The organism is Massilia sp. Root418, from assembly GCF_001425265.1.
GTDB lineage: Bacteria > Pseudomonadota > Gammaproteobacteria > Burkholderiales > Burkholderiaceae_D > Rugamonas.
The window spans coordinates 63,701-85,747 of record NZ_LMEC01000004.1; the positions used below are offsets into that span (position 1 = coordinate 63,701).

General features: G+C 58.9%; 20 protein-coding genes. 8 read left to right on the forward strand and 12 right to left on the reverse strand.

Going from position 1 to position 22,047, the window contains the following annotated elements; all coding sequences use genetic code 11:
- The first annotated feature begins 209 nt into the window (after positions 1–209).
- Entirely contained in the window at positions 210–1,550 is a 1,341-nt protein-coding gene (locus ASC94_RS31580; protein ID WP_082616327.1) for a DNA cytosine methyltransferase, read from the forward strand.
- 58 nt (positions 1,551–1,608) lie between these two features.
- On the opposite strand, the gene ASC94_RS07110 is transcribed toward ASC94_RS31580, so the two are convergent.
- From ASC94_RS07110 to dnaA, 6 genes are all read right to left on the reverse strand, one after another.
- Positions 1,609–2,586 (reverse strand): response regulator, encoded by a 978-nt coding sequence (locus tag ASC94_RS07110; RefSeq protein ID WP_056392723.1) that lies wholly within the window; start codon positions 2,584–2,586, stop codon positions 1,609–1,611.
- A complete protein-coding gene (locus ASC94_RS31585) occupies positions 2,583–4,940 on the reverse strand; it encodes a sensor histidine kinase (RefSeq protein ID WP_082616328.1) in 2,358 nt (785 codons plus the stop codon). The genes ASC94_RS07110 and ASC94_RS31585 overlap by 4 nt, the downstream gene beginning before the upstream one ends.
- Positions 4,941–4,949: 9 nt before the next feature.
- Positions 4,950–5,900, reverse strand: coding sequence for an HNH endonuclease signature motif containing protein (locus ASC94_RS31590; RefSeq protein ID WP_162251400.1), 951 nt, complete (start codon positions 5,898–5,900; stop codon positions 4,950–4,952).
- 96 nt (positions 5,901–5,996) lie between these two features.
- Positions 5,997–8,498: a DNA topoisomerase (ATP-hydrolyzing) subunit B gene (gene gyrB, locus ASC94_RS07115; protein WP_056392725.1), complete on the reverse strand. Its 2,502-nt coding sequence runs from the start codon at positions 8,496–8,498 to the stop codon at positions 5,997–5,999.
- Between the two features lie 146 nt (positions 8,499–8,644).
- Positions 8,645–9,751: a DNA polymerase III subunit beta gene (dnaN, locus tag ASC94_RS07120; RefSeq protein ID WP_056392727.1), complete on the reverse strand. Its 1,107-nt coding sequence runs from the start codon at positions 9,749–9,751 to the stop codon at positions 8,645–8,647.
- Between the two features lie 205 nt (positions 9,752–9,956).
- Positions 9,957–11,375, reverse strand: coding sequence for a chromosomal replication initiator protein DnaA (gene dnaA / locus ASC94_RS07125; protein ID WP_056392729.1), 1,419 nt, complete (start codon positions 11,373–11,375; stop codon positions 9,957–9,959).
- Between the two features lie 387 nt (positions 11,376–11,762).
- Between dnaA and rpmH the strand changes: the two genes are divergently transcribed.
- The 6 genes from rpmH to ASC94_RS07150 all read left to right on the forward strand — a co-directional run bounded on the left by rpmH (position 11,763) and on the right by ASC94_RS07150 (position 16,372).
- On the forward strand, positions 11,763–11,897 hold the full coding sequence (gene rpmH, locus ASC94_RS31595; RefSeq protein ID WP_082551811.1) for a 50S ribosomal protein L34: 135 nt from the start codon (positions 11,763–11,765) through the stop codon (positions 11,895–11,897).
- Between the two features lie 24 nt (positions 11,898–11,921).
- On the forward strand, positions 11,922–12,332 hold the full coding sequence (gene rnpA / locus ASC94_RS07130) for a ribonuclease P protein component (protein WP_082616330.1): 411 nt from the start codon (positions 11,922–11,924) through the stop codon (positions 12,330–12,332).
- Between the two features lie 10 nt (positions 12,333–12,342).
- Positions 12,343–12,591 carry a membrane protein insertion efficiency factor YidD gene (gene yidD, locus ASC94_RS07135; RefSeq protein ID WP_056392732.1) on the forward strand — a complete coding sequence of 83 codons (249 nt, stop codon included), beginning with the start codon at positions 12,343–12,345 and terminating at the stop codon, positions 12,589–12,591.
- Positions 12,592–12,602: 11 nt separating this feature from the next.
- The gene (gene yidC, locus ASC94_RS07140) at positions 12,603–14,294 is read left to right on the forward strand and encodes a membrane protein insertase YidC (protein WP_056392733.1); all 1,692 of its coding nucleotides are present in this window, start codon (positions 12,603–12,605) and stop codon (positions 14,292–14,294) included.
- A gap of 247 nt (positions 14,295–14,541) precedes the next feature.
- Complete coding sequence (gene mnmE / locus ASC94_RS07145; protein WP_056392734.1) at positions 14,542–15,921, forward strand: tRNA uridine-5-carboxymethylaminomethyl(34) synthesis GTPase MnmE; 1,380 nt, start codon at positions 14,542–14,544, stop codon at positions 15,919–15,921.
- Positions 15,922–16,177: 256 nt separating this feature from the next.
- Positions 16,178–16,372, forward strand: coding sequence for a hypothetical protein (locus tag ASC94_RS07150; protein WP_056392736.1), 195 nt, complete (start codon positions 16,178–16,180; stop codon positions 16,370–16,372).
- Here the strand turns inward: ASC94_RS07150 and ASC94_RS33995 are convergent.
- Both ASC94_RS33995 and ASC94_RS07160 read right to left on the reverse strand, forming a co-directional pair.
- The gene (locus ASC94_RS33995) at positions 16,362–16,970 is read right to left on the reverse strand and encodes an Hpt domain-containing protein (RefSeq protein WP_056392738.1); all 609 of its coding nucleotides are present in this window, start codon (positions 16,968–16,970) and stop codon (positions 16,362–16,364) included. The two genes, ASC94_RS07150 and ASC94_RS33995, sit on opposite strands and share 11 nt — an antisense overlap.
- The gene (locus ASC94_RS07160; protein WP_082616331.1) at positions 16,970–17,950 is read right to left on the reverse strand and encodes a CAP domain-containing protein; all 981 of its coding nucleotides are present in this window, start codon (positions 17,948–17,950) and stop codon (positions 16,970–16,972) included. The genes ASC94_RS33995 and ASC94_RS07160 overlap by 1 nt, the downstream gene beginning before the upstream one ends.
- Before the next feature lie 143 nt (positions 17,951–18,093).
- Between ASC94_RS07160 and pssA the strand changes: the two genes are divergently transcribed.
- Positions 18,094–18,876 carry a CDP-diacylglycerol--serine O-phosphatidyltransferase gene (pssA, locus tag ASC94_RS07165; RefSeq protein ID WP_056392740.1) on the forward strand — a complete coding sequence of 261 codons (783 nt, stop codon included), beginning with the start codon at positions 18,094–18,096 and terminating at the stop codon, positions 18,874–18,876.
- 98 nt (positions 18,877–18,974) lie between these two features.
- On the opposite strand, the gene ASC94_RS07170 is transcribed toward pssA, so the two are convergent.
- From ASC94_RS07170 to ASC94_RS07185, 4 genes are read right to left on the reverse strand one after another with little or no spacing between them, the layout of a single operon-like run.
- A complete protein-coding gene (locus tag ASC94_RS07170; protein ID WP_229417190.1) occupies positions 18,975–19,862 on the reverse strand; it encodes an aldo/keto reductase family oxidoreductase in 888 nt (295 codons plus the stop codon).
- Positions 19,862–21,010 (reverse strand): D-alanyl-D-alanine carboxypeptidase family protein, encoded by a 1,149-nt coding sequence (locus ASC94_RS07175; RefSeq protein ID WP_056392744.1) that lies wholly within the window; start codon positions 21,008–21,010, stop codon positions 19,862–19,864. Before ASC94_RS07175 ends, ASC94_RS07170 begins: the two co-directional genes overlap by 1 nt.
- A gap of 59 nt (positions 21,011–21,069) precedes the next feature.
- Positions 21,070–21,726, reverse strand: a complete 657-nt coding sequence (locus tag ASC94_RS07180; RefSeq protein ID WP_056392747.1) for an alpha/beta hydrolase — start codon at positions 21,724–21,726, stop codon at positions 21,070–21,072.
- The gene (locus tag ASC94_RS07185; protein WP_056392749.1) at positions 21,726–22,046 is read right to left on the reverse strand and encodes a ferredoxin; all 321 of its coding nucleotides are present in this window, start codon (positions 22,044–22,046) and stop codon (positions 21,726–21,728) included. Before ASC94_RS07185 ends, ASC94_RS07180 begins: the two co-directional genes overlap by 1 nt.
- Between the last annotated feature and the right edge of the window lies 1 nt (position 22,047).

Below are 22,047 nucleotides of genomic sequence, written 5' to 3' on the forward strand. Positions count from 1 at the left end.
GGCCGCGTGTCTTCTTGATGGGTTAGACGCCGCTGATTTGGTCCGACGTACGGGATCGCACCACCTTCGGATAGGTCGTGTAAGCACCTGCGCGGCTTTCTGAGCACGCGGTCTTGCTAGGCGGACCTTCGTTCCTGGTGCATTTTCTTGAAACATGGCAAAATTGAGGGGTGCCAACTGGCAATCTGACAACACGACATTTCGGAAATATGCAAAAAAAGAAAACGCTGCGCTTTGTGGATGTGTTCGCCGGTTGCGGAGGGCTTTCGTTAGGACTGTCTCAGGCGGGTTGTAGGGGCCTCTTTGCAGTAGAAAAAAGTCCATTGGCGTTCGCTACGCTGAAGCATAATTTAGTGGATAACGGCAAATTCAAGTTTGATTGGCCAGGTTGGTTACCTAAAAAGGCTATGACATGCGAAGAACTGCTGGCTAATTTTTCGGATGAGATCGGAAAATTGGCGGGGCAGGTGGACCTTATGGTTGGTGGGCCACCGTGCCAAGGCTTTTCCACAGCCGGTAAGCGCGATCCAGCCGATCCGCGAAATAAGATGACTGAGCAATACCTGTCCCTAGTCGGTTTGCTCAATCCGCAATTCATAGTCATCGAGAACGTATCTGGTTTTGATATGGAATTTGAGAACGAAGTTGGCCTAGACGCGTTGATGGATGGCGCAAAAGAGGGCTCGTACGCAGCATATATTTCGCAAAGACTTACAGCACAAGGTTATAAAGTGACGTACGGCGTAGTCAATTGCGCGGAGTTTGGAGTTCCGCAGAACCGATATCGCTTAATCATGTTGTGCGAGTTGCCGAAAAATGGAAAACTATCGACGGTTCCGAATCTTTTTGCGCGACTAAAAAGTAAAGCGTTCGGCTTTAGAAAAAGCAAAGCGTTACCGACCGACAGTTACGTGACCGCATCGGATGCGATTTCTGACCTCGAAATATCTGGACTTGAACTTATTTCGTGTTCTGATTCCGATGTGGCTGGATTCAAAGAGGCGCCCTATGATGCCGATATAATTTTTACTTCTTATCAGAAAATAATGCGACGTGGGAGCTTAAAAAATCCTCCTGATAGCCGCCGGCTACCAAATCACAAAGCAGAGACTATTGAGTACTTCAAAAAAGTTCAATCCGTCTGTACACCTGGCACATCACTTTCAGTTTCTCAACGGAGGGAAGTAGGAACCAAAAAGCACTCGACATCAGTGTTGGGACGCAATTCGCCATCGCCGACTATTACAACGTTGCCGGATGATATTATTCACTACGCCGAACCACGTATCTTAACGGTGCGGGAAAATGCTCGGTTGCAGTCGTTCCCCGATTGGTTTTCATTCAAGGGAAAATATACGACCGGCGGCAAGCTCAGAAAATTCGAATGTCCACGCTATACGCAGGTCGGAAATGCTGTCCCGCCCTTATTGGCTGAGGCTATAGGACAGCTGCTTATTAGGCGCTTTAATTCCGTGGCGAAGAGCCGAAAGCGGCGTGCAGGCTCTGTCAAAAATAAGGTTAAAAGGCTTTTGGAAAATATTAAAGACTAATCTCCGGGGCCGATCTGCGCTTGAGAAGCAGCTGCCGCGACCAGGGCTTCGAATTCTGTTACTGTTCTTGCGAAACTGTAGAGTGGGCGTTGGCAAGATGTAACCGGTGTTCTCGAAGTGACTTTCGTAATGCGCGACCATTGGGCGCGTCGAAAGCCACCAATTCGCCTTCATTTAGTTCGAAATATGCGATTTTCGCTTTGACCGTCGGTTTCTGATGAGCAAGCGCATTTCGCCACTTCAGTAGACCTTTAATACTTTCAATTTTCTCCTTGAAGCCGTCTAACGGCCCCCCCGCCTTACAAAAACTTTCTACGGCACCTACGCGTTTGTAGCTGTCAAATCCGTGATGGCCCACAAGAGTCAAGAAGTCTTTTGGCTCCAATTTCTTTAGTTCATCCAATGTAGCTTCCAGCGCGGAAATTGCCTCATGCTGGTCGTTGTCGGTTAGTTTTCGTACGTTCGCTATGTTGGGTAGCATTTTTCCGTAAAGCTTCTTTCTGTGTTTGATCTTTTCTGCATCCTGCAGCTTGTCATGGAGGATCGTCAATATATCAGATAACTGATGATCAATATCGGCGATTGCAGCCATTACGATGCCGCGCATATTATTGACATCGACAACTTTCCGAACGGTCAGTTCGAATACGCTGAGGATCTTTGCAAATAAAGCATCTGCATCTTTGGTAGAGAAAAATACGCCGTCCAGTTGCTTTTCAGCAGCCTTTTGCCGAAGCGTGCCGGATGCTTTGCCCGAATAAAAAATTACTTCGGTTAGAAAATTGTGGTCGCGCACGGCCTTGATAACGTCATCGCCGTTCTCGCCGTCCTCTGTCAAATTGTAATCTATAACGATAAGATCAAAATCGTAGCCTACAACCGCAATGTCAATTTGGCTTGGAGAAGTCTTAAAATCGAAGGTGATGTCAAAGCCTTCGTCTTGAATGTGCGTTTTAAGTTTTTCAAGGGTCTGTGCTTGGCTTTCGATGAAACTTTCATCGTCTTCCACCCATAATATTCTGTATTCCAGATTCATTTGAGCAACCTCATAATAACGCAAAATCCTTTCTCACTGGCTTCCCCGAGACTTATGTCGCCGTTTAGCTGTTTTACCGTTTGTTTTACATGGTACAGACCGAGTCCTGATCCGTTCGTAGTAGTGACACCGCGGTCAAACACGTTCTCCGGCGGTTGGATGTCAGGGCTAATTCCCGGTCCGTCGTCACTTATCTTCACGATTAGTTCATTTTCCGAAGGTCGAATGATTTCGACGTCAAACTTTTTTGCCCTTGCACGAGTGCTATTGCTAGCCAGGTTGTCAAACACAATTGCAACGTCGATAGGTTTGAACCGCATAACAAACGGCTCAGGCGAATCCTGCCTAACGGTTACTTTTAAATTCTGAGCTGAGGAGTCTCCGGCGACGTTTTGCATATATTCTTTTATGAAGGACGCAATATCGGCGGTCATTGTTTCTGTCTTCAGCCTAAAGTTTGCTTTTGTCGCAAAATTCGTAACTGCGATAATCTTTCTTGTGCCGAGTAGAGCTTTTTCAACTGCTTCAATAATCTTCTCAGCATCGGCGCCTTTTCTTAGTTGCGAGATCGCTAAATCTAAAAAATTCTTCGCGGTGTTGGCGTATATACCTGATTGGTGATGGAGCAGCATCAGTTGCTCCTGATCTGTGCCGGCGGATAGCCGTGCAAAATGCAGCTCGGTTTGCTGTGTTCGTATCTGGCTTTGCAATACGTCTTTTTGTTGAGAGATGCCGCGAGCTACGTCCTTTAGTCTTGTAACCTGAACCTCTTTCCTAGCAATTTCTTTCTTTGCGCGAGATAACGATTCCCGTTGCCGCCTGAATTCATTCTGGACACTATGCAGCGCCAGTTTAAGGTCGTGCCCCATCGCTCCGGTGAATGTGTCAAATTTTTCAAGCAGCGCATTTACTGTCTCTTCTTTTTCTTTCGACAGCGCATTGAGGACATCCGGGTCTATATCTAGCTCAAGTGTATTGTCTGCCGACGCACCGACGATACGTAGTAGACTTAGCGCAACACGTCGCCGTTTTAGTTCGCCCGATTCGCTGTAAACCTCCGTTTCTGGCATGTCTTCGTCGCCTGGAATAACTCCGCTGCGTAATTTTTTTCGGATGCTTTCCGGTACCGAATCCCAGTCCAGCCCATCCACCACGAAGCGCTCAAACTTAGATAGTATGTGAAAAAAGAAGCCACCCGGATGCTTATACAGTTGCATAAAGCGATCGTCTTTAGCGACGCCTTCGCGATTCGAAACGATGCGAAAAGATCGGCTTTTATCGGCCACTTCAATCAAGCCCAGCAATTCGCGATTTCCTAAAAATCTTGCTGTACCTTGGTTTTTTCTGTTGTCTAATTGCAGCCAATCATTGTCCCGATCTCCATACGGCGGCACGCGATATCCGTTGATAAACAAAAACACGGACCCAAAATCGACTAGATTTAAGCCGGTCTGTCGTTTAAAATATGCCTTTTTGTAAGGATTCATATAATGAATAATTACATTTATATCCTTGAGAAGCTTGAAGTCTTCGTTGATCTCGACTAGCCTGTAGATCTGCTCGCCATCGTGGAATAGCTGAGTCGTGATCGTTTTTCCGGCAGCGTCAATTTTTGACTCGATGTACGTGGTCTTGAATTTTAACTTGGAAAAAATTTGATTTTCTATTTTTCCGTTGATAGTATTGTGTTTTTTGTCTACTGCGTCCCGAATTAGCTCAGATTTTGCCGTTATTGAAACTTCCACGCTATCGCTGTCGAAGACAGCAATCGGATTCATAAAACGCTCTAAGCTGCGTTTTAGAAGCATAAGCTTATCTCGAGTCCAGCTTTGCCGAAGACGAGAAATTATCAATGTGGTTCCCGTTTTAGGTGGCGACCTTCCAGTTATTTCCTGCACTTCTGAATCGGTTGCCTGTTTAAGAGTTATGTCGACCTTTTGGATGGTTGCGGTTAGCTCTTTCTTGTTTTCGAACTGCGTCCAGTCGACGGCCAGATGTTCTAAAGGCGTGTCCTCCTTTCTCGTGAACATGTCGAGTTTTTCACCTAGTCTGTCACAGGCGAACCGACCGACGCCTTTATTTCCGGCAAGGGCTCTCGTGCTTAGTGCTGCGTCTTTTTTCTCTGAGTACGCAATATTGAGCCACTTTTTTTCTATGTCGTCTGCGGACATCCCTGTTCCATTGTCCTCAATGATAATTTCGGATTCTCGGAATTCGATATTAACTTGCTGTGCGCCGGCGTCTATGCTATTTTTTACTAACTCTACAATTGCGATGTTATCGTCGTTGATTAGATCCTGTCCGATAATATTTTTTAGGTCTGCATGCGTAATAAAATGAACTTTTCTAGACATTAAATTTTCCTATCCTTTGGATTTTTCACCATACGAGCTAGTTGCGGCAGGGTGACTCTCCATTGATGACTCAAGGTTTGCAACAAAATCCTGTACAGCCTGATTGAATGACACTCTGTCTTGCGAACAGTGAGCGCGTCTATGGCAGTTCGGGCACAGAGCCGCAACGTTGCTCGGCGCGTCCGGCCCGTCATCTGCAAGCCTGGTCATATGATGAACCTCTAGGAAGCCTCGACCATTTATTCCAAAGAATGGGGCCGGTGAATGGCAACCCTCACAAACTTCTTTTGCACGGGTTAGCGCATAGATATGAACCTTATCGCTTCGTTTCCGGTATTCCCTGAGGGCGGTCATCTTCGTTGGCGAGTGATTTTGGTCAGTTAGCTCTTTTCGCATTACTAATAGCGCTTCTGTCGAAAAGTCCGCAGTACCGGCCCCTTCAAAATCCGCGTCTCCATCGGCAGGGACCAATCTAAACCTAACAAGTCTATCGTTTGCTCTTGGTCCGGATGTTGGGGTAATGAACTCATGCCCTGAAACGTTGAAGCAGCCTTGAAAGGCGAAGCGCTTCCCGTATCCGCTACCAGCAGCTAGCTCCTTGGAAGTCGGTTCTCTGCTAGTAAACAATAGGACAGATCGCTCCTCCGACGCTAGTTTTGCGTTCGCGGAATTTTTTACATCTTGATCGCCGGCCTGGCCTTGGCCGAAGTACCACCATGTGCCGTCGCTCACGAGCTCGTCTGAGTAGCCTGCCTTTTTACCATGGCGCCCGCCTGATGTGCAAATAAGGCAGCCAGGTTCTTTGCTTCCCCAGAGAACGCCTGATTGTGCTTGTTTGCTGCCGATAAACTCGAGCAAATGGGATCGGATGTACTCCCGTCCTCGGATAAATGGATGTATCAACTGATCACCTAGAAAGAAGAAATCAATGAGATATAAATGATGTGTGGCAACTATCATAACTCCTATTTCAATTCCTAGCAGCATGCAAAAAAAAAGCTCCCGAAAGGGAGCTTGTAGCGCTGGTGGCGCTTTGGTGCTTCTTCATGTGCAAGCTTATACGTCGATGTTTCCTGCCCGCAGCGCATTGGTCTCAATAAAGTTCCTACGCGGCTCCACATCATCCCCCATCAGTGTGGTGAAGATCTGATCCGCCGCGATGGCATCCTCAATCTGCACCTTCAGCAAACGGCGCACCTTCGGGTCCATGGTTGTTTCCCACAGCTGATCCGGGTTCATCTCGCCCAGACCTTTGTAGCGCTGCTTGGACACCACGCGTTCCGCTTCATCGCGCAGCCACTGCATCGCGTGGTGGAAGTCCACCACGGCCGAATCCTTGGTGCGTTCGCCTTCGCCGCGGCGGATCACGGCGCCTTCGCCGATCAGGCCTTCGAAGGTGGCTGCCGCGTTGGCCAGCGTGGCGTAGTCCGCGCTCTGCACGAAGTCCGCGTCGATCGAGCACACTTTCACGTTACCGTGGTGCATGCGCTCGATGCGCAGCGCGTGCTTTTCGCTCAGCTCGTCCGACACCACGGTCACCGTCACGGCCGGGTCGTTGATGCGCTCGGCCATGGCCTTGGCCGAGGCTTCGGCCTGCGCCAGCGTGTCCATGTTCAGCGTCACGCCGGTCATGATGGCGGTCAGCGCGGCGCGGTCGATCACGCGGGTCAGGCGCATCATGATGGCGTTGGCGGTGTTGTACTGGCGCGCCAGTTCGGCCAGCGGCTCGCCCTGGATCACGTCGGCGCCGTCGCGCGGGGTCAGGGCGGCGGTGTTCAGCGCTACGGTCATCATGTAGCTGGCTTCTTCCACGTCGTCCTTCAGGTAGCGCTCGTCGCGGCCGGCCTTCACCTTGTACAGCGGCGGCTGGGCGATGTAGATGTGGCCGCGTTCCACCAGCTGCGGCATCTGGCGGTAGAACAGCGTCAGCAGCAGGGTGCGGATGTGGGCGCCGTCGACGTCCGCGTCGGTCATGATGATGATGCGGTGGTAGCGCAGCTTGTCGGCGTTGAATTCGTCCGGGCCGATGGAGGTGCCCAGGGTGGCGATCAGCGTGGTGATCTGCTCGGACGACAGCATCTTCTCGAAGCGCGCCTTTTCCACGTTGAGGACCTTGCCTCGCAGAGGCAGGATCGCCTGGAACTTCCGGTCGCGGCCTTGCTTGGCGGAGCCGCCTGCGGAGTCACCCTCGACGATGTACAGTTCGCACAGCGCCGGGTCTTTTTCCTGGCAGTCGGCCAGCTTGGCGGACAGGCCCAGGCCGTCCATCACGCCTTTGCGGCGGGTCAGGTCGCGCGCCTTGCGGGCCGCTTCGCGCGCGCGCGCCGCTTCCACGATCTTGCCGCAGATGATCTTGGCGTCGTTCGGCTTTTCCATCAGGAAGTCGGTCAGCGTCTTGGCCACGATTTCTTCAACCGGGCCGCGCACTTCGGACGACACCAGCTTGTCCTTGGTCTGCGAGGAGAACTTTGGCTCAGGCACCTTCACGGACAGCACGCAGGTCAGGCCTTCGCGCATGTCGTCGCCGGAGATTTCCACTTTCGCCTTCTTGGCGAAGTCGTTCTCGTCGATGTATTTGTTGATCACGCGCGTCATCGCGGCGCGCAGGCCGGTCAGGTGGGTGCCGCCGTCGCGCTGCGGGATGTTGTTGGTGAAGCACAGCACCTGTTCGTTGTAGGCGTCGTTCCATTGCATGGAGACGTCCACGGTGATGGTGGTGTTCTGGTCCGACTGGCGCTCGCCGGTGGCCTGGAAAATGGTCGGGTGCAGCGTGGTCTTGGCCTTGTTGATGTATTCAACGAAGCCGCGCGTGCCGCCTTCGAACGCGAACACGTCTTCCTTGCCGGTGCGCTGGTCGGTCAGCTTGATGTTCACGCCGTTGTTCAGGAAGGACAGCTCGCGGATGCGCTTGGCCAGGATCTCGTAGTGGAATTCCACGTGCGTGAAAATCTCTTCGTCGGCCCAGAAGTGCACGTCGGTGCCGCGCTTGTCGGTCTCGCCGATCACTTTGATCGGGGACACGGCGAAGCCGTCTTTCTGCTCGATTTCGCGGTTTTGCGGTACGCCGCGCACGAATTCCATGTAGTGCACTTTGCCGTCGCGGCGGATGGTCAGCTTGAGCATCTTGGACAGCGCGTTCACGCACGATACGCCCACGCCGTGCAGGCCGCCGGACACCTTGTACGAGTTCTGGTCGAACTTGCCGCCGGCGTGCAGCTCGGTCATCACGATTTCGGCAGCCGAGCGTTTCGGGTCGTGCTTGTCGTCCATCTTCAGGCCGGTCGGTACGCCGCGGCCGTTGTCGGTGATGGAGATCGAGTTGTCCGAGTGGATGGTGACGTGGATTTCCGTGCAGTGGCCGGCCAGCGATTCGTCGATGGAGTTGTCCAGCACTTCGAATACCAGGTGGTGCAGGCCGGTGCCGTCGGAGGTGTCGCCGATGTACATGCCAGGGCGCTTACGTACGGCTTCGAGGCCTTCCAGGATCTGAATGGACGCGGCGCCGTATTCTTCCACCTTGGCTGCCTGGATCGGTTGTTCGTTTTGGCTCTCGGACATGGACTGCTTTCTCTGTAATCTTGTTGACTCGGTGCTGCGGTTGGCGGGTTACGCACTGTGTGCTAACCCGCCCTACGTGACATGCCATGGGCTTGTCGTGGGCATTCGTAGGGCGGGTTAGGCGGAACGCCGTAACCCGCCGCTGCTTAAATGCGCATCGGCATCACAACGTATTTGAAGTCGGCGTTGTCAGGAATGGAGATCAGCGCGGACGAGTTCGAATCGCCCAGGGCGATGTTGATCTGGTCGCACTTCAGGTTGTTCAGCACGTCCAGCAGGTAGGTCACGTTGAAGCCGATGTCCACGCTCACGCCGCCGTAGTCGATCTCCAGCTCTTCCACTGCCTCTTCCTGGTCGGCATTGGTGGAGCTGATTTTCAGGCTGCCTGGGGTGATGATGCAGCGCACGCCCTTGAACTTGTCGCTGGTCATGATGGCGGCGCGCTGCAGGGAGCGCAGCAGCTCGTCGCGGCCGATGGTGAAGTCGTTGCTGTAGCCCTTGGGGATCACGCGCGTGTAGTCGGGGAACTTTCCTTCCACCAGCTTCGAAATCAGTTCGATGTCGGCAAAGGTCAGTTTCACCTGGTTGGCGGCGATGTCCAGCTGCACCGGCTCGTCGTTTTCTTCCAGCAGGCGCTGCAGCTCGATGATGGTTTTGCGCGGGATGATCACTTCCTGGCGCTCGAACGCTTGCTCGGTTTCCACCTGGCAGAAGGCCAGGCGGTGGCCGTCGGTGGCCACGGCGATCACGTTCTTGCCGTCCAAGACCAGCAGCAGGCCGTTCAGGTAGTAGCGGATGTCCTGCTGCGCCATCGAGAAGTGCACCATGTTGAACAGGTGCTTCAGCGTTTTTTGCGGCAGGGTGAAGGAGGCGTTGTAGCTTTCGGCTTCCTGCACGGTCGGGAATTCTTCGGCGGCCAGGGTTTGCAGGGCGAAGCGCGATTTGCCGGTTTGCACGGTCAGGCGCTTGTTCAGCAGCGTCATGGTCACGTCGCCCGATTCAGGCAGGGCGCGCAGGATGTCCAGCAGCTTGCGGGCGGCCACGGTGGTGCCGGTCACGTCGGCGCCGGAACCGATGGCGGCGTTGGTCGTGATCTGCACTTCGGTGTCGGTGGACAGGAAAGACACACTTTCGCCGTCCTTGCGGATGAGGATATTGGCCAGAATCGGCATAGTGTGCCGACGCTCGACAATACCGCTCACGATCTGCAGTGGCCGAAGTAGCGTATCTCGGGTGGTTTTGACCAATTGCATATTTATCCTCAATATAAAAATTAACGATACAAGCTTGTAGCTGAGTTGTTACTGAGTTGTTGCTGAGCTTGCCAGATTTTAATGGCAAACCCGCGCTTTGGGGCGGCTCGGCGGGTTACGCTCTTTGCGCTAACCCGCCCTACGTTCCTTTATCGAAGGCCGTAGGGCGGGTTAGGCGCAGGGCGCCGTAACCCGCCATGCAGCGCTAGCCCTTCAGCGTCTGCTCCAGCACGTGCAGCTCGTGGTTGCACTCCGGATTCTTGGTACGGTCCAGCGCGATCTTGCGCACCGCGTGCAGCACGGTGGTGTGGTCGCGGCCGCCGAACAGCTCGCCGATCTCGGGCAGGCTCTTCTGCGTCAATTCCTTGGCCAGGTACATTGCAATCTGGCGCGGGCGGGCGATGTTGGCGGGGCGGCGCTTGGAATACATGTCCGCCACCTTAATGTTGAAGAAGTCCGCCACGGTTTTCTGGATGTTTTCCACGGAAATCTGGCGGTTCTGCACCGACAGCAAGTCCTTCAGCGCTTCCTTCACGATGTCGATCGTGATGTCCTTGCCGTGGAAGCGCGAGTACGCCAGGATCTTGCGCAGCGCGCCTTCCAGCTCGCGCACGTTTGAGCGCAGGTGCTTGGCCACGAAGAAGGCCACGTCGTCCGAGAAGGTCACGCCTTCCTGTTTCGCCTTTTTCAGCAAAATCGCCACCCGCATTTCCAGCTCCGGCGGCTCGATCGCCACCGTCAGGCCGGAGTCGAAGCGCGAGATCAGGCGGTCGTCCATGCCGGTAATCTCTTTCGGATAGGTATCCGAGGTGATGATAATCTGCTTCTTGGCCGCGATCAGCGCTTCGAACGCGTAGAAGAATTCCTCTTGGGTACGGCTCTTGCCGCCAAAGAACTGAATATCATCGATCAGCAGCATGTCCAGCGAGTGGTAGTAGTGCTTGAAGTCGTCGAAACCCTTGCGCTGGTAAGCGGTCACTACGTCGCGGACGTACTGTTCCGCGTGGATGTAGCGGATGCGCGCGCCAGGCTGGTCGGCCATCACCTGGTTGCCGATGGCGTGGATCAAGTGGGTCTTGCCCAGGCCTACGCCGCCGTAGAAGAACAGCGGGTTGTAGCTCACGCCCGGATTGTTCGCCACCTGGATAGCGGCGGCGCGCGCCAGCTGGTTGGCCTTACCGGTCACGAAACTGTCGAAGGTCAAATCCGTGTTGACGCGGCTTTGCTCGCGGCGCGGCGAATTGCCGATGTTGTACTCGGGCGAGCCCGGGCTGGCGGCGGCCTGGTCGCTGGCGCGCTGGGCGCTCATGTCCGGCACCGACGGCGCGCTGCTGTGGATGATGCCGTTGCTCGACACCGGCGCCGGCTTCTTGGCCGCGTTCAGGCGCGGGTCCAGCACGAACTGCACTTCGGTCGGCGCTTCCCAGTACTGGCAGGCGAGGGCGGTGATACGGCTGGCGAACTGGGACTTCACCCAATCGAGCTTGAAGCGGTTGGGCGCAGCAACGCGCAGCTTGCCATCCTCGTAGTCGAGGGGCACCAGCGGCTTAATCCAGGCACTGAATTGTTGCGGCGTCAGCTCCAGCTCCAGTTGAGCGGAACAGGTCTGCCAGAAATTTTCCATGAATCGTCTATCTGTAAGGGTGCGCACGAGCGTTCGAATCGCCACGCGTAACGCGCTATTCTACCCTCGAAGTCCAAAGTTATCCACAGGCATGACGCGAAAATTTGCATGCGCGCGGCACCCGGCGGGGCCGAAAGGCCGGGCCGCAAGTTGACTGCGTGCAGACCGCATGTTGACAAGCGGGACCGAAATGCCGATAATTCAGGGTTCCCCGCCCGTATGCCGTGTTTAAACCACAATATGGAGTAAGCGTGGATTGAAGCGGGCGATGAGATGGACCCAGCTTGTGCCGGACGGCATAAGTGCGCGAAATGTCATTGGCACCAATAATTGACGAAGCCTTAGCGCCTCGATTCCGTATTTTTTTGCTTTTTCAGCGAGACCAACATGAAACGTACTTACCAACCTTCCGTCGTACGCCGTAAGCGTACCCACGGCTTCCGCGCACGTATGGCTACCCGTGGCGGCCGCGCAGTTCTGAACGCACGCCGCGGCAAGGGCCGCAAGCGTCTGGCTGTATAAGCCACACGCTTGTTAGCTGATCGCGTGGAAAGCTGTCCTTCAAACGGCTCGACAGGCGAAGGTTCACACGACTTCGCACGCGCTCGGCGCATCGTTAAAACGGATGAATTTTCATCCGTTTTTCGTTTGCGCCCTGCGCAAAAAAGCGCGCACTTCGTCCTGTACACCCGACCCAATGAGTTGCCGCATGCGCGGCTGGGCGTCGTGGTGGCCAAGCGTTTTGCGCCGCGCGCCGTCACGCGCAACACCATCAAACGCGTCACCCGCGAACTGTTCCGCGTGACCGGCCTGCCTCCTATCGACTGCGTGGTGCGCCTGTCCCGCCCGGTCAACAGCAAGGACGGCCCGGCCACCACGGCCAAGCTGAAGGCGGAACTGCGCCAGGAGCTCACGCGCCTGTTCGCGTCGCAGAACAAGCACCGGCCGGCCAAATGAGCACGCTGCCATGAGCAAACTGCTGACCCTGCTGCTGCGCTTTTACCAGCTGGCCATCAGCCCCATGCTGGGGCCGCGCTGCCGTTTCTATCCCAGCTGCTCGAATTACGCCATGGAAGCGATCCGCGTCCATGGCGCCGCGCGCGGCGGCTGGCTGGCGGCGCGCCGCGTTTGCCGCTGCCATCCCTGGAATGCGGGCGGGCTCGATCCCGTCCCAGCCAAGAATTCCTCGACCGCTTGCGGTTGCAACCACACCTGATAAATACCGTAATGGATATCAATAAACGTACCATTTTGTGGATCGTGTTCGCCGTCTCGCTGGTCATCCTGTGGAATAACTGGATGGTCTCGACCGGCAAGCCGTCGATGTTCTCGCCGGCGCCGCCGGCCGCCTCCGCCGCTGCCGCCAAGTCCGGCGTGCCGGCTTCGGCCACCGCCGTGGCAGCCGCCACCGCCGCCGCCCAGCCGGGTGCGCCGGGCGCCGCGGAAGCCGCGCCGTTCAAGCGCGAAGTCATCACCATCACCACCGACGTGGTGAAAGCCGACATCGACACCCTGGGCGGCGAACTGGTGCGCCTGGAGCTGCTCAAGCACCACGACAAGATCGACGCCAAGAAGAACCAGGTGCTGTTCCAGAAGGGCGACAAGAACACCTACCTGGCGCAGACCGGCCTGGTGGGCGCAGCCAGCCTGCCCAACCACACCACCGGCTTCACCGCCAAGCCGGGCGCGCGCGCGCTGGCCGACGGCAACCAGGTGCAACTGGTGCTGGAAGCGGAGCAGGGCGGCGTCAAGCTGGTGAAAACCTTCACCTTCAAGCGCGGCGACTACACCATCGACGTGCGCCACGACGTCACCAACACCGGCGCCGCGCCGGTCGAGCCGCAGCTCTACCTGCAGCTGGTGCATGACGGCAACAAGCCGGAAGGCGACACCTGGTTCAACAGCAGCTTTACCGGCCCCACCATGTACACCCCGGCCGACAAGTACAAGAAGCTGACCTTCGAAGGCATCGAGAAGCACGACGCCAAGCAGAAGGAAAATCCTGCCGTGAAGCTGGATGCCGGCCACGCCGAGAAAGCCGACAGCGGCTGGGTTGCCATTTCGCAGCACTTCTTCGTGTCCGCCTTCGTGCCGCAGGACAAACTGGCGCGCGACATCTTCACCAAGAAGATCGCCCCGAACACCTACGCCATCGGCGTGCTGCAGCCGCTGGGCACGCTGGCGCCGGGCGCCACCATCTCCAACAGCGCCAAGCTGTACTCCGGCCCGCAGGACGAGAAGGCGCTGGAAAAAGTCGCGCCGGGCCTGGACCTGGTGAAGGACTACGGCATGCTGACCATTCTGGCCAAGCCGATGTACTGGGTGATGGAACAGCTGTTCGCCATCCTGCACAACTGGGGCTGGACCATCATTGTCTTCACCATCCTGATCAAGCTGCTGTTCTTCCCGCTGTCGGCCGCCGGCTACCGCAGCATGGCGCGCATGAAGGTGGTCACGCCGAAGATGACCGCCATCCGCGAGCGCCACAAGGGCGATCCGCAGAAGATGAACCAGGCCATGATGGAGCTGTATAAGACCGAGAAGATCAACCCGCTGGGCGGCTGCCTGCCCATCCTGGTGCAGATGCCGGTCTTCATTGCCCTGTACTGGGTGCTGAACGCGTCGGTTGAAATGCGCGGCGCGCCGTGGGTGGGCTGGATTACCGACCTGACCCAGCCGGACCCATGGTTCATCCTGCCTGTGCTGTACGCGATCTCCATGTACATCACCACCAAGCTGAACCCGGCGCCTGCCGATCCGATGCAAGCGAAAATGATGCTGTTCATGCCGCTGGCGTTCTCGGTCATGTTCTTCTTCTTCCCGTCCGGCCTGGTGCTGTACTGGGTGGTGAATAACGTGCTGTCGATTGGTCAGCAGTACGTGATTACCAAGAAGTTCGCGCCGGCGGAAGCGAAGTAATTCCCGGGCGGCGCCGGCGGGTTACGGCCTGCGGCCTAACCCGCCCTACGGTCCCATCGGTCCGCCGCGATCCCCGCGATACCGCGATGCCGGAATACCGGCAATACCGGCAATACCGGCTATACCGGCGATGCCGGGATACCGTAGGGCGGGTTAGGCGGAACGCCGTAACCCGCCGAGCTCCGCCGATGCGCTCCACGCACCAAGGCCCGTGTCCCCCACGGGCCTTTTTCACTAAAATGGTCCCATGAAACTCGACACTTCCCCCATCGCCGCCATCGCCACCGCTCCCGGCCGCGGCGGCATCGGCGTGGTCCGCGCCTCCGGCAAGAACCTGAAAACCCTGATCGAAGCCCTGTTCGGCGCCGCTACGTTGCAGCCGCGCCACGCCACCTACATCCCCTTCAAGCAGGCCGACGGCACGGTGATCGACCAGGGCATCGCCATCCACTTCAAGGGCCCCAACTCCTACACCGGTGAAGACGTGCTCGAACTGCAAGGCCACGGCGGCCCCGTCGTACTGCAGATGCTGCTGGCGCGCGTGCTGGAAGCCGGCCAGCCGCTCGGCCTGCGCCTGGCCGAGCCCGGTGAATTCACCCGCCGCGCCTACCTGAACGACAAGCTGGACCTGGCCCAGGCCGAAGCCGTGGCCGACCTGATCGACGCCTCCACCGAAGCGGCCGCCAAGTCCGCCTCGCAGTCCCTGTCCGGCGCGTTCTCGAAAACCATCCACGCCCTGGTCGAGCGCGTGACCAACCTGCGCATGCTGGTGGAAGCCACGCTGGACTTCCCCGAGGAGGAAATCGACTTCCTGGAAAAATCCGACGCGCGCGGCCAGCTGAGCGGCATCGTGGAAGCGCTGGACACCGTGTTCCGACAGGCCGCCCAGGGTGCGCTGCTGCGCGAAGGCTTGAACGTGGTGCTGGTGGGCCAGCCCAACGTGGGCAAGTCCTCGCTGCTGAACGCGCTGGCCGGCTCCGACGTGGCCATCGTCACACCGATTGCCGGCACCACGCGCGACAAGGTCAGCGAAACCATCCAGATCGAAGGCATCCCGCTCAACATCATCGACACCGCCGGCATCCGCCGCAAGGACGAGGACGTGGACGTGGTCGAGCGCATCGGCATCGAGCGCACCTGGGGCGAAGTGGAAAAGGCCGACGTCATCCTGCACCTGCTGGACGCCGACCACGGTCCCTCGCGCGCGGACGAAAACATCGTCGCCAACTTCCCGGCCGGCGTGCCGGTGCTGCGCATCTGGAACAAGATCGACCTGTCCGGCCACAAGCCGGCCGTGGACGCGATGGAAGACGCCACCCACGTCTACCTGTCGGCGCACGAGCACATCGGCATCGACCTGCTGCGCGCCGAGCTGCTGCGCATCGCAGGCTGGCAGCAGACCGGCGAATCGCTGTACCTGGCCCGCGAGCGCCACCTGATCGCGCTCAAGTCGGCCGGCAAGCACCTGGCCCTGGCCGGCGAGCATGCGGCCGTCAGCGACCAGTCGCTGGACCTGTTCGCCGAAGAGCTGCGCCTGGCCCAGGCCCAGCTCTCCAGCATCACCGGCGCCTTCTCGTCGGACGACCTGCTGGGGGTGATTTTCGGCCGCTTCTGTATCGGAAAATAACTTTCACGCTATCGTTTTTTCCCTTTCCATTTAAAAATTTTTCTTCACTCTCGGCACACGATTTTTTTGTGTTTTTACGTGCGGGAACGCACGTAAACCCGACAGTGGCGCCTCGGCAATCCTGCTATTATTGTTGCGCGCGGTGCCAAAAAAAGCGGCAGGAAGGCGGGCTTCTTGATCCTCCTCATGCCGTAAAAATTGCGCGCAAGTATGCTGGTCGTACGCCGTAAAAGTGTTGCCTGGGAAAGGGGATGCCGTGGAAACGTTACAGAACCAACTGCCTGAAGAAGCGGGCGCCATGCCGCCCGTCGCGCCGACCGTCTACACGCGGCAAACGCTGCCGCCGAAAGGCTCGTGCTGGTACTGTGAGAAACCACTCGATAGCGTGCGCCGCTTCTGCGGCAAGGAATGCCACGACGCGTTCGACGAGGAAGCCGAATTCACGCGCTGAGCGTAGGGTCCGCCTTCGCCAGCGCTGCCAGCGCTGTTTCAAAATCGAACTCGTGGGCCGCTGCGGCTACCTCCCGATAGCCCGCCAACCCCAGAGTGGCCGCCAGCACCGAGGCCGACTGTTCCAGCACATCGATCGCTTCGCCATTCCCTTCTTCCAGCAAGCGCGCCAGGCGCGTCAGCAGCGCATGCGTGTGCGCGTCCAGGACGCGCTGCGGTGACGCCGGCGGCGCTGGCGCGCCGGCCATCCCGTCCGTGCCGCCCAGGTGGACCGAGATGGCCAGCAGCACCTTGTCCAGCCCAGCCTGCAGCGCATCCAGTACCGCCTGCTGCGCCGCGTTGTGCGCGCCCAGTCCCGCTTCCGCCAGCTCGGCAAGACGATGCAGTTCCTGCGCCCCTATCATGCCGGCTGCGCCTTTCAGGCTGTGCGCTTTGCGCTGCGCGCTTTCCAGCGCACCGTCCGCCAGCAGCTGGCGAATCTGCGCCACGGCCGGCTCGTAATCCTTGCGGAAGCGCATCAGCAGCATGCCGTACAGGCCGGCGTCGCCCATCAGGCGTTCCATGCCGTCATCGGTATCGAGGACGTGCTGCCCTGTCATTACTTGGTAGTGAACGACCAGCTGCGGTTGGCTGTCACTCCGTCCACGGTGCCGGTGAAGGTCACGTCGTACGTGGTGCCGGATTTCAGCACGCTGAGCGGAATGATGGCGGCCGCTTTCGTTGGCGTTTGGCGGTCGGTGGCGTTCGTCATCAGGCGCACCGGCAGGTCGGCGCCGCCGCGCGGACGCACCGTGAAGGTCTGCACATTGACGTTGGCTTCGATATCGCCTTGCACGCTGATCGGATAGCCCACTTCGTTCTGGTTGGGCACCGGATCGGGCGACTCGGTATCGGAGAAGAAATTCAGCGGCACGCGCGTCTGGTTGGGCGGCGGATACACCGCCAGCTTGCCGCGCCCCACGCCCGGGCCATAGCCCCCGCTGGCAGCGATGTCCGCCGTGAAATAGGTATAGCCGTTGCCGGTGGCAACGCCGGTGCCCGCCTCGCGGAACACCGGTTCCATGATCACGAAGCGGTGGTAAATCGCACCAATCAGTTCCTCGGCGTGGTAGAAGCCGGACGTGTCGGACGCGGCCGAAATCACCTCGCCGTAGGCGAACGGCCCCACCAGGGTGTAGCCGGCGGTCTTGAAGCGGTCCGCCAGCGTGGCGCCGGTGTAGCCGGGCTGCCCCGGGGTCTGGTCGTGGGACACAAGGTTGTTGAGGCGCTGGTAATTGGAATGCCCCAGCGCCGCCGCGTCGAGGCGGGCGTTGCGCGTGAGCGCCGACAAACCTGCCTGCTGGCGGCGGTAATTCATCCAGTTGTAGCCGTCCAGTGCCGCGTCGCCGCTCAGGGTTGGCGCGCCGGGTTCGGGAGGCACTGTCACGGCCGGAGGAGTCGTCACGGCGGCGGTCGTACCGCCGCCACCGCCGCCGCACGCCGCCAGCAATGCGGCCATGAATGCAGCCGAGACTGCAGCCGGCACCGCAGCCGAAAACTTGGCCGGCGGGGATGCCTTGCTGGTGGATAGTATGTTCATGGCAGCTCCTCTTGCAGTGGTTCAATTCTATGCGAAAACAAAATGCCCTGACGCCAGTCTCGCACGCCTAAGGTTGAGGCGCATCAGAATATTGCCGCAAGCGGGGTAAAATACCTGCTGACTCCCATTAGCGCTATTCCCAGATGACACGAACCAAGCAGCGCCTGCGCCGCGCCAAATTTGCCCTGCCCAGCTTTGTCACCCTGCTGTCGATTGCCTGCGGCTTCGGCAGCATCGTCATCTCGGTCGACAACGCCTACATCGGCAGCGCGCACGACTACCAGATGGCTGCGGTGCTGCTGGTGCTGGCCGGGGTGTTCGACGCGCTGGACGGTTTCGTGGCGCGCGCCACCGGCACCAGCTCGGAGTTCGGCGTGCAGCTCGATTCGATTGCGGACGTGATGAATTTCGGCTGCGCGCCGGCCATGCTGCTGTACTGCTACGGTTTCGTGCTGCTGGGGCATGAGCACAGCACCTTGCTGCGCATGGGGGGGATCGCCAGTTTTATTTTCGTGGCTTGCGGCGCGCTGCGGCTGGCGCGCTTCAACGTGAACGTGGGGCGTACGGATCCGCGCTATTTCGTCGGCATGCCGATTACGGCGGGCGCGGCCTGCGTGGCCTCGGTGGTGGTGGCTTGGCCGGAGCCGGCGCGCACGCTGGAACACGCTGCGCTGATCGTGGTGCTGCTGTTCGTGGTGGGCGGGCTGATGGTGTCCACTATCCGCTTCCCCAGCTCGAAACAGAAGCGCAGCTGGGGCGCGCTGGTGGCGCTGCTGGTGTGCCTGGGATTGCTGCTGTGGCTGACCACGGCGTTTTTCGCGCTCTTCTTTGCGGTGTATGTGGCGTTCACGCTGGGATTGAACCTGGCGTGGAAATACGGCTGGAAGGGGATTGCGCCGCCGGTCGTGTATGGTGACGGCGACTGAGCACGGCGGGTTACGCGCTGCGCGCTAACCCGCCCTACGAAATGCAGCCGCCATACCGTAGGGCGGGTTAGGCGCGTAGCGCCGTAACCCGCCAAACGTCACGCCACCTCGTGGCCCCGCGCCGCGCGCAAAATCTCGAACCATTGCGGCCGGCTCAGGGTGAACCGGGTCGCCTGCACCGCTTCCTCGACGGCCGCGATACGGCCGGAACCCGTGAGCGGCACGGGCTTGCACGGCAGCTGCATGATCCACGCAAATACCACCGACGCGAACGGACGCTCAAGCTCGTCCGCCACCTGCTGGATGGCGGCCCTCAGGCGCTCGCCGGCCGCGTCGCCGCCGCTGAACAGGCGTCCGCCGCCGAGCGGCGACCAGATCATCGGCGCCATGCCCAGGTCCTGCAGCCCGTCGAAGGTTTCGTCGAACATGGGCGCCAGATGCAGCGGCGAGAATTCAACCTGGTTGGTGGCCAGCGCAATGCGCCGGTTCAGCGCCTCGAACTGGTGGCGGCTGAAGTTGGACACGCCGAAATGCCGCACCTTGCCCTCGCCGCGCAAGCGCGTGAAGGCGGCCGCCATCTCGTCGAAGTCCATCAGCGGGTCCGGACGGTGGATCAGCAGCAGGTCCAGGTAGTCCGTGCCCAGCTGGCGCAGCGAATTCTCCACCGACGCGGTGATGTGCGCCGCCGTGGTGTCGTAATGCTGGATGGTGTGCCCGGGCCGGCTCGGCGACACCAGCTTGATGCCGCACTTGCTCACGAGTTGCATCCGTTCGCGCAGCGCCGGCTTCAAGGCCAGCGCTTCGCCGAACAGCGCTTCCACGCCGTAGCCGCCGTAGATGTCCGCGTGGTCGAAGCTGGTCACGCCCAGCTCCATGCATTGCTCGATGAAGGCCAGGCGCTGCTGCGGCGCCATGTCCCACTCGCCCATGCGCCACATGCCCGCCACGATGCGGGACAGCTGCAGGCTGCCGGCGCGGGACGTCATTATTTCAGCCACAAGCGGACGGAGTCCCATGCGCGGCCGAAGATGGATGCCTGCGGCACGCCTTCCAGCGCCACCACCGGCAGTTCCAGCAGCGGCTTGCCGTCCACCATCATCTTCAGCGAACCGACGCGGGTGTTCTCGGCAAGCGGGGCCACCAGCGGATCCTTGCGTTCCAGCACAGGCTTCATCTTGCCGGCCACGCCTTTCGGCACGGTGACCAGCACGTCCTGCGCGAAGCCGATCTTCACCTTGTTGGACGAACCTTTCCAGATTTCCGGGTTATCAATGGCTTGACCCTTGCTGTACAGGCGTACCGTATCAAAATTCTGGAAGCCCCAGTTCAGCAGCTTCTGGCTTTCGGCCGTGCGCGCGCCGTCGGAGGCGGTGCCCAGCACCACGGAAATCAGGCGGCGCTCGCCGAAGTTGCCGTTCGGGCGGTGCGCCGACGCGATCATGCAGTAGCCGGCCGCTTCGGTGTGGCCGGTTTTCATGCCGTCCACGGTCGGGTCCAGCCACAGCAGGCGGTTGCGGTTCGGCTGGGTAATCTTGTTGTAGGTGAAGCTCTTCACCGAGTCGATCTTGTAGAACTCGGGGTAGTCGGCGATCACGCGCTTGGCCAGGATGGACAGGTCCTGCGCCGTGGAATAGTTTTCCGGGCTGGGCAGGCCGTGCGGGTTGGCAAAGCGGGTCTGGGTCAGTCCCATGCGCTGCGCCTCGCGGTTCATCAGGGTGACGAAGGTGCCTTCGTCGCCGGCCACGGCCTCGGCCAGCGCCACGGCGGCGTCATTGCCGGACTGCACCATCAGGCCGTGCAGCAGGTCGTTGATGGAAACCGGAACGGCAGGGTCGATGAACATCTTCGAGCTGCTCGAATCCACTTTCCAGGCGCGCACCGACACGTTCACCTTCTGGTTGATGTCGATCTTCTTGTCGCGCAGGGCCTGGAAGGTCAGGTAGGCCGTCATGATCTTGGTCAGCGAAGCCGGCTCGACGCGCATGTTCGGGTCTTGCGAGGCGATGATCTGGCCGCTGGTCATGTCCAGCAGCAGCCAGGATTTGGCGGCGATGGTGGGAGCAGGCAGGGTTTGCGCAACGGCGGAGGTCATGAACAGCACGCTGGTAGCGAGTGCCGCGAGGTATTTTTTCATGTGTCTGAATGCAGTGTGTGCAGTGGGTGTAAAAAGCGAATGCGGGACATTATAGGGCTTCAGGCCGCCTCGTCGGCGCCCTTCTGGCCGGAATTCCACAGCGCCGAGACCCAGGTCTTGATATGGCCGAGCTTGCGGTGGAAGAAATGGTCGGCGCCGGGTATCACCAGCACGGGGATGTCCTGCGGGCGCGCCCAGTCCAGCACGTGCTGCAGCGGAATCGTGTCGTCGTTCTCGCCGTGGATCAGGATGGTGTCGGCCGGCACGTCCGCCAGCTCCCATTTTTTGGCAGCCGCCCCCACCAGTACCAGGCGCTCGGCAGGCGTGCCGGCCTCGGCCAGGCGCTTGGCCAGCTGCGACTGCACGTAGGTGCCGAAGGAAAAGCCGGTCAGGGCCACCGGCAGTCCGGGGAATTTCTGCACCATGTGCTGGTACAGCAGGCCCATGTCGTCGGTTTCGCCGTGGCCGTGGTCATGCACGCCTTCCGAGGCGCCCACGCCGCGGAAGTTGATGCGCGCCACCACGTAGCCCAGGCCGACGAAGGTGCGCATCAGGGTGACGGCCACCTTGTTGTCCATGGTGCCGCCGTACAGCGGGTGCGGGTGCGCCACCAGGGCGATGCCGCGCGGCGGGGCATCGCCGGCCGGCATGTCGATCAGGCCTTCCATCTGGCCGGCGCCGCCTTGCAGCGTGAATTTTTCCGCGTTCTTGTTCATCATATCTTCAGCCGCTCCACCACTTTGCCGCCCACCAGGTGGCTGTCCACGATCTCGTCGATATCCGTGGTGTCCACGTAGGTGTACCAGGTGCCTTCCGGATACACCACCATCACCGGGCCTTCTTCGCAGCGGTCCATGCAGCCGGCCTGGTTGATGCGCACCTTGCCCTGGCCGTTGATGCCCAGTTCCTTGCAGCGCTTTTTCGCGTGTTTTTGCGCGATCTCCGCGCCATGGTCGCCGCAGCTGTTGCGGCCGTCGTCCCGTTTGTTCATGCAAAAGAACACGTGACGTTCAAAATAGGGTTTGTTGTCGCTCATG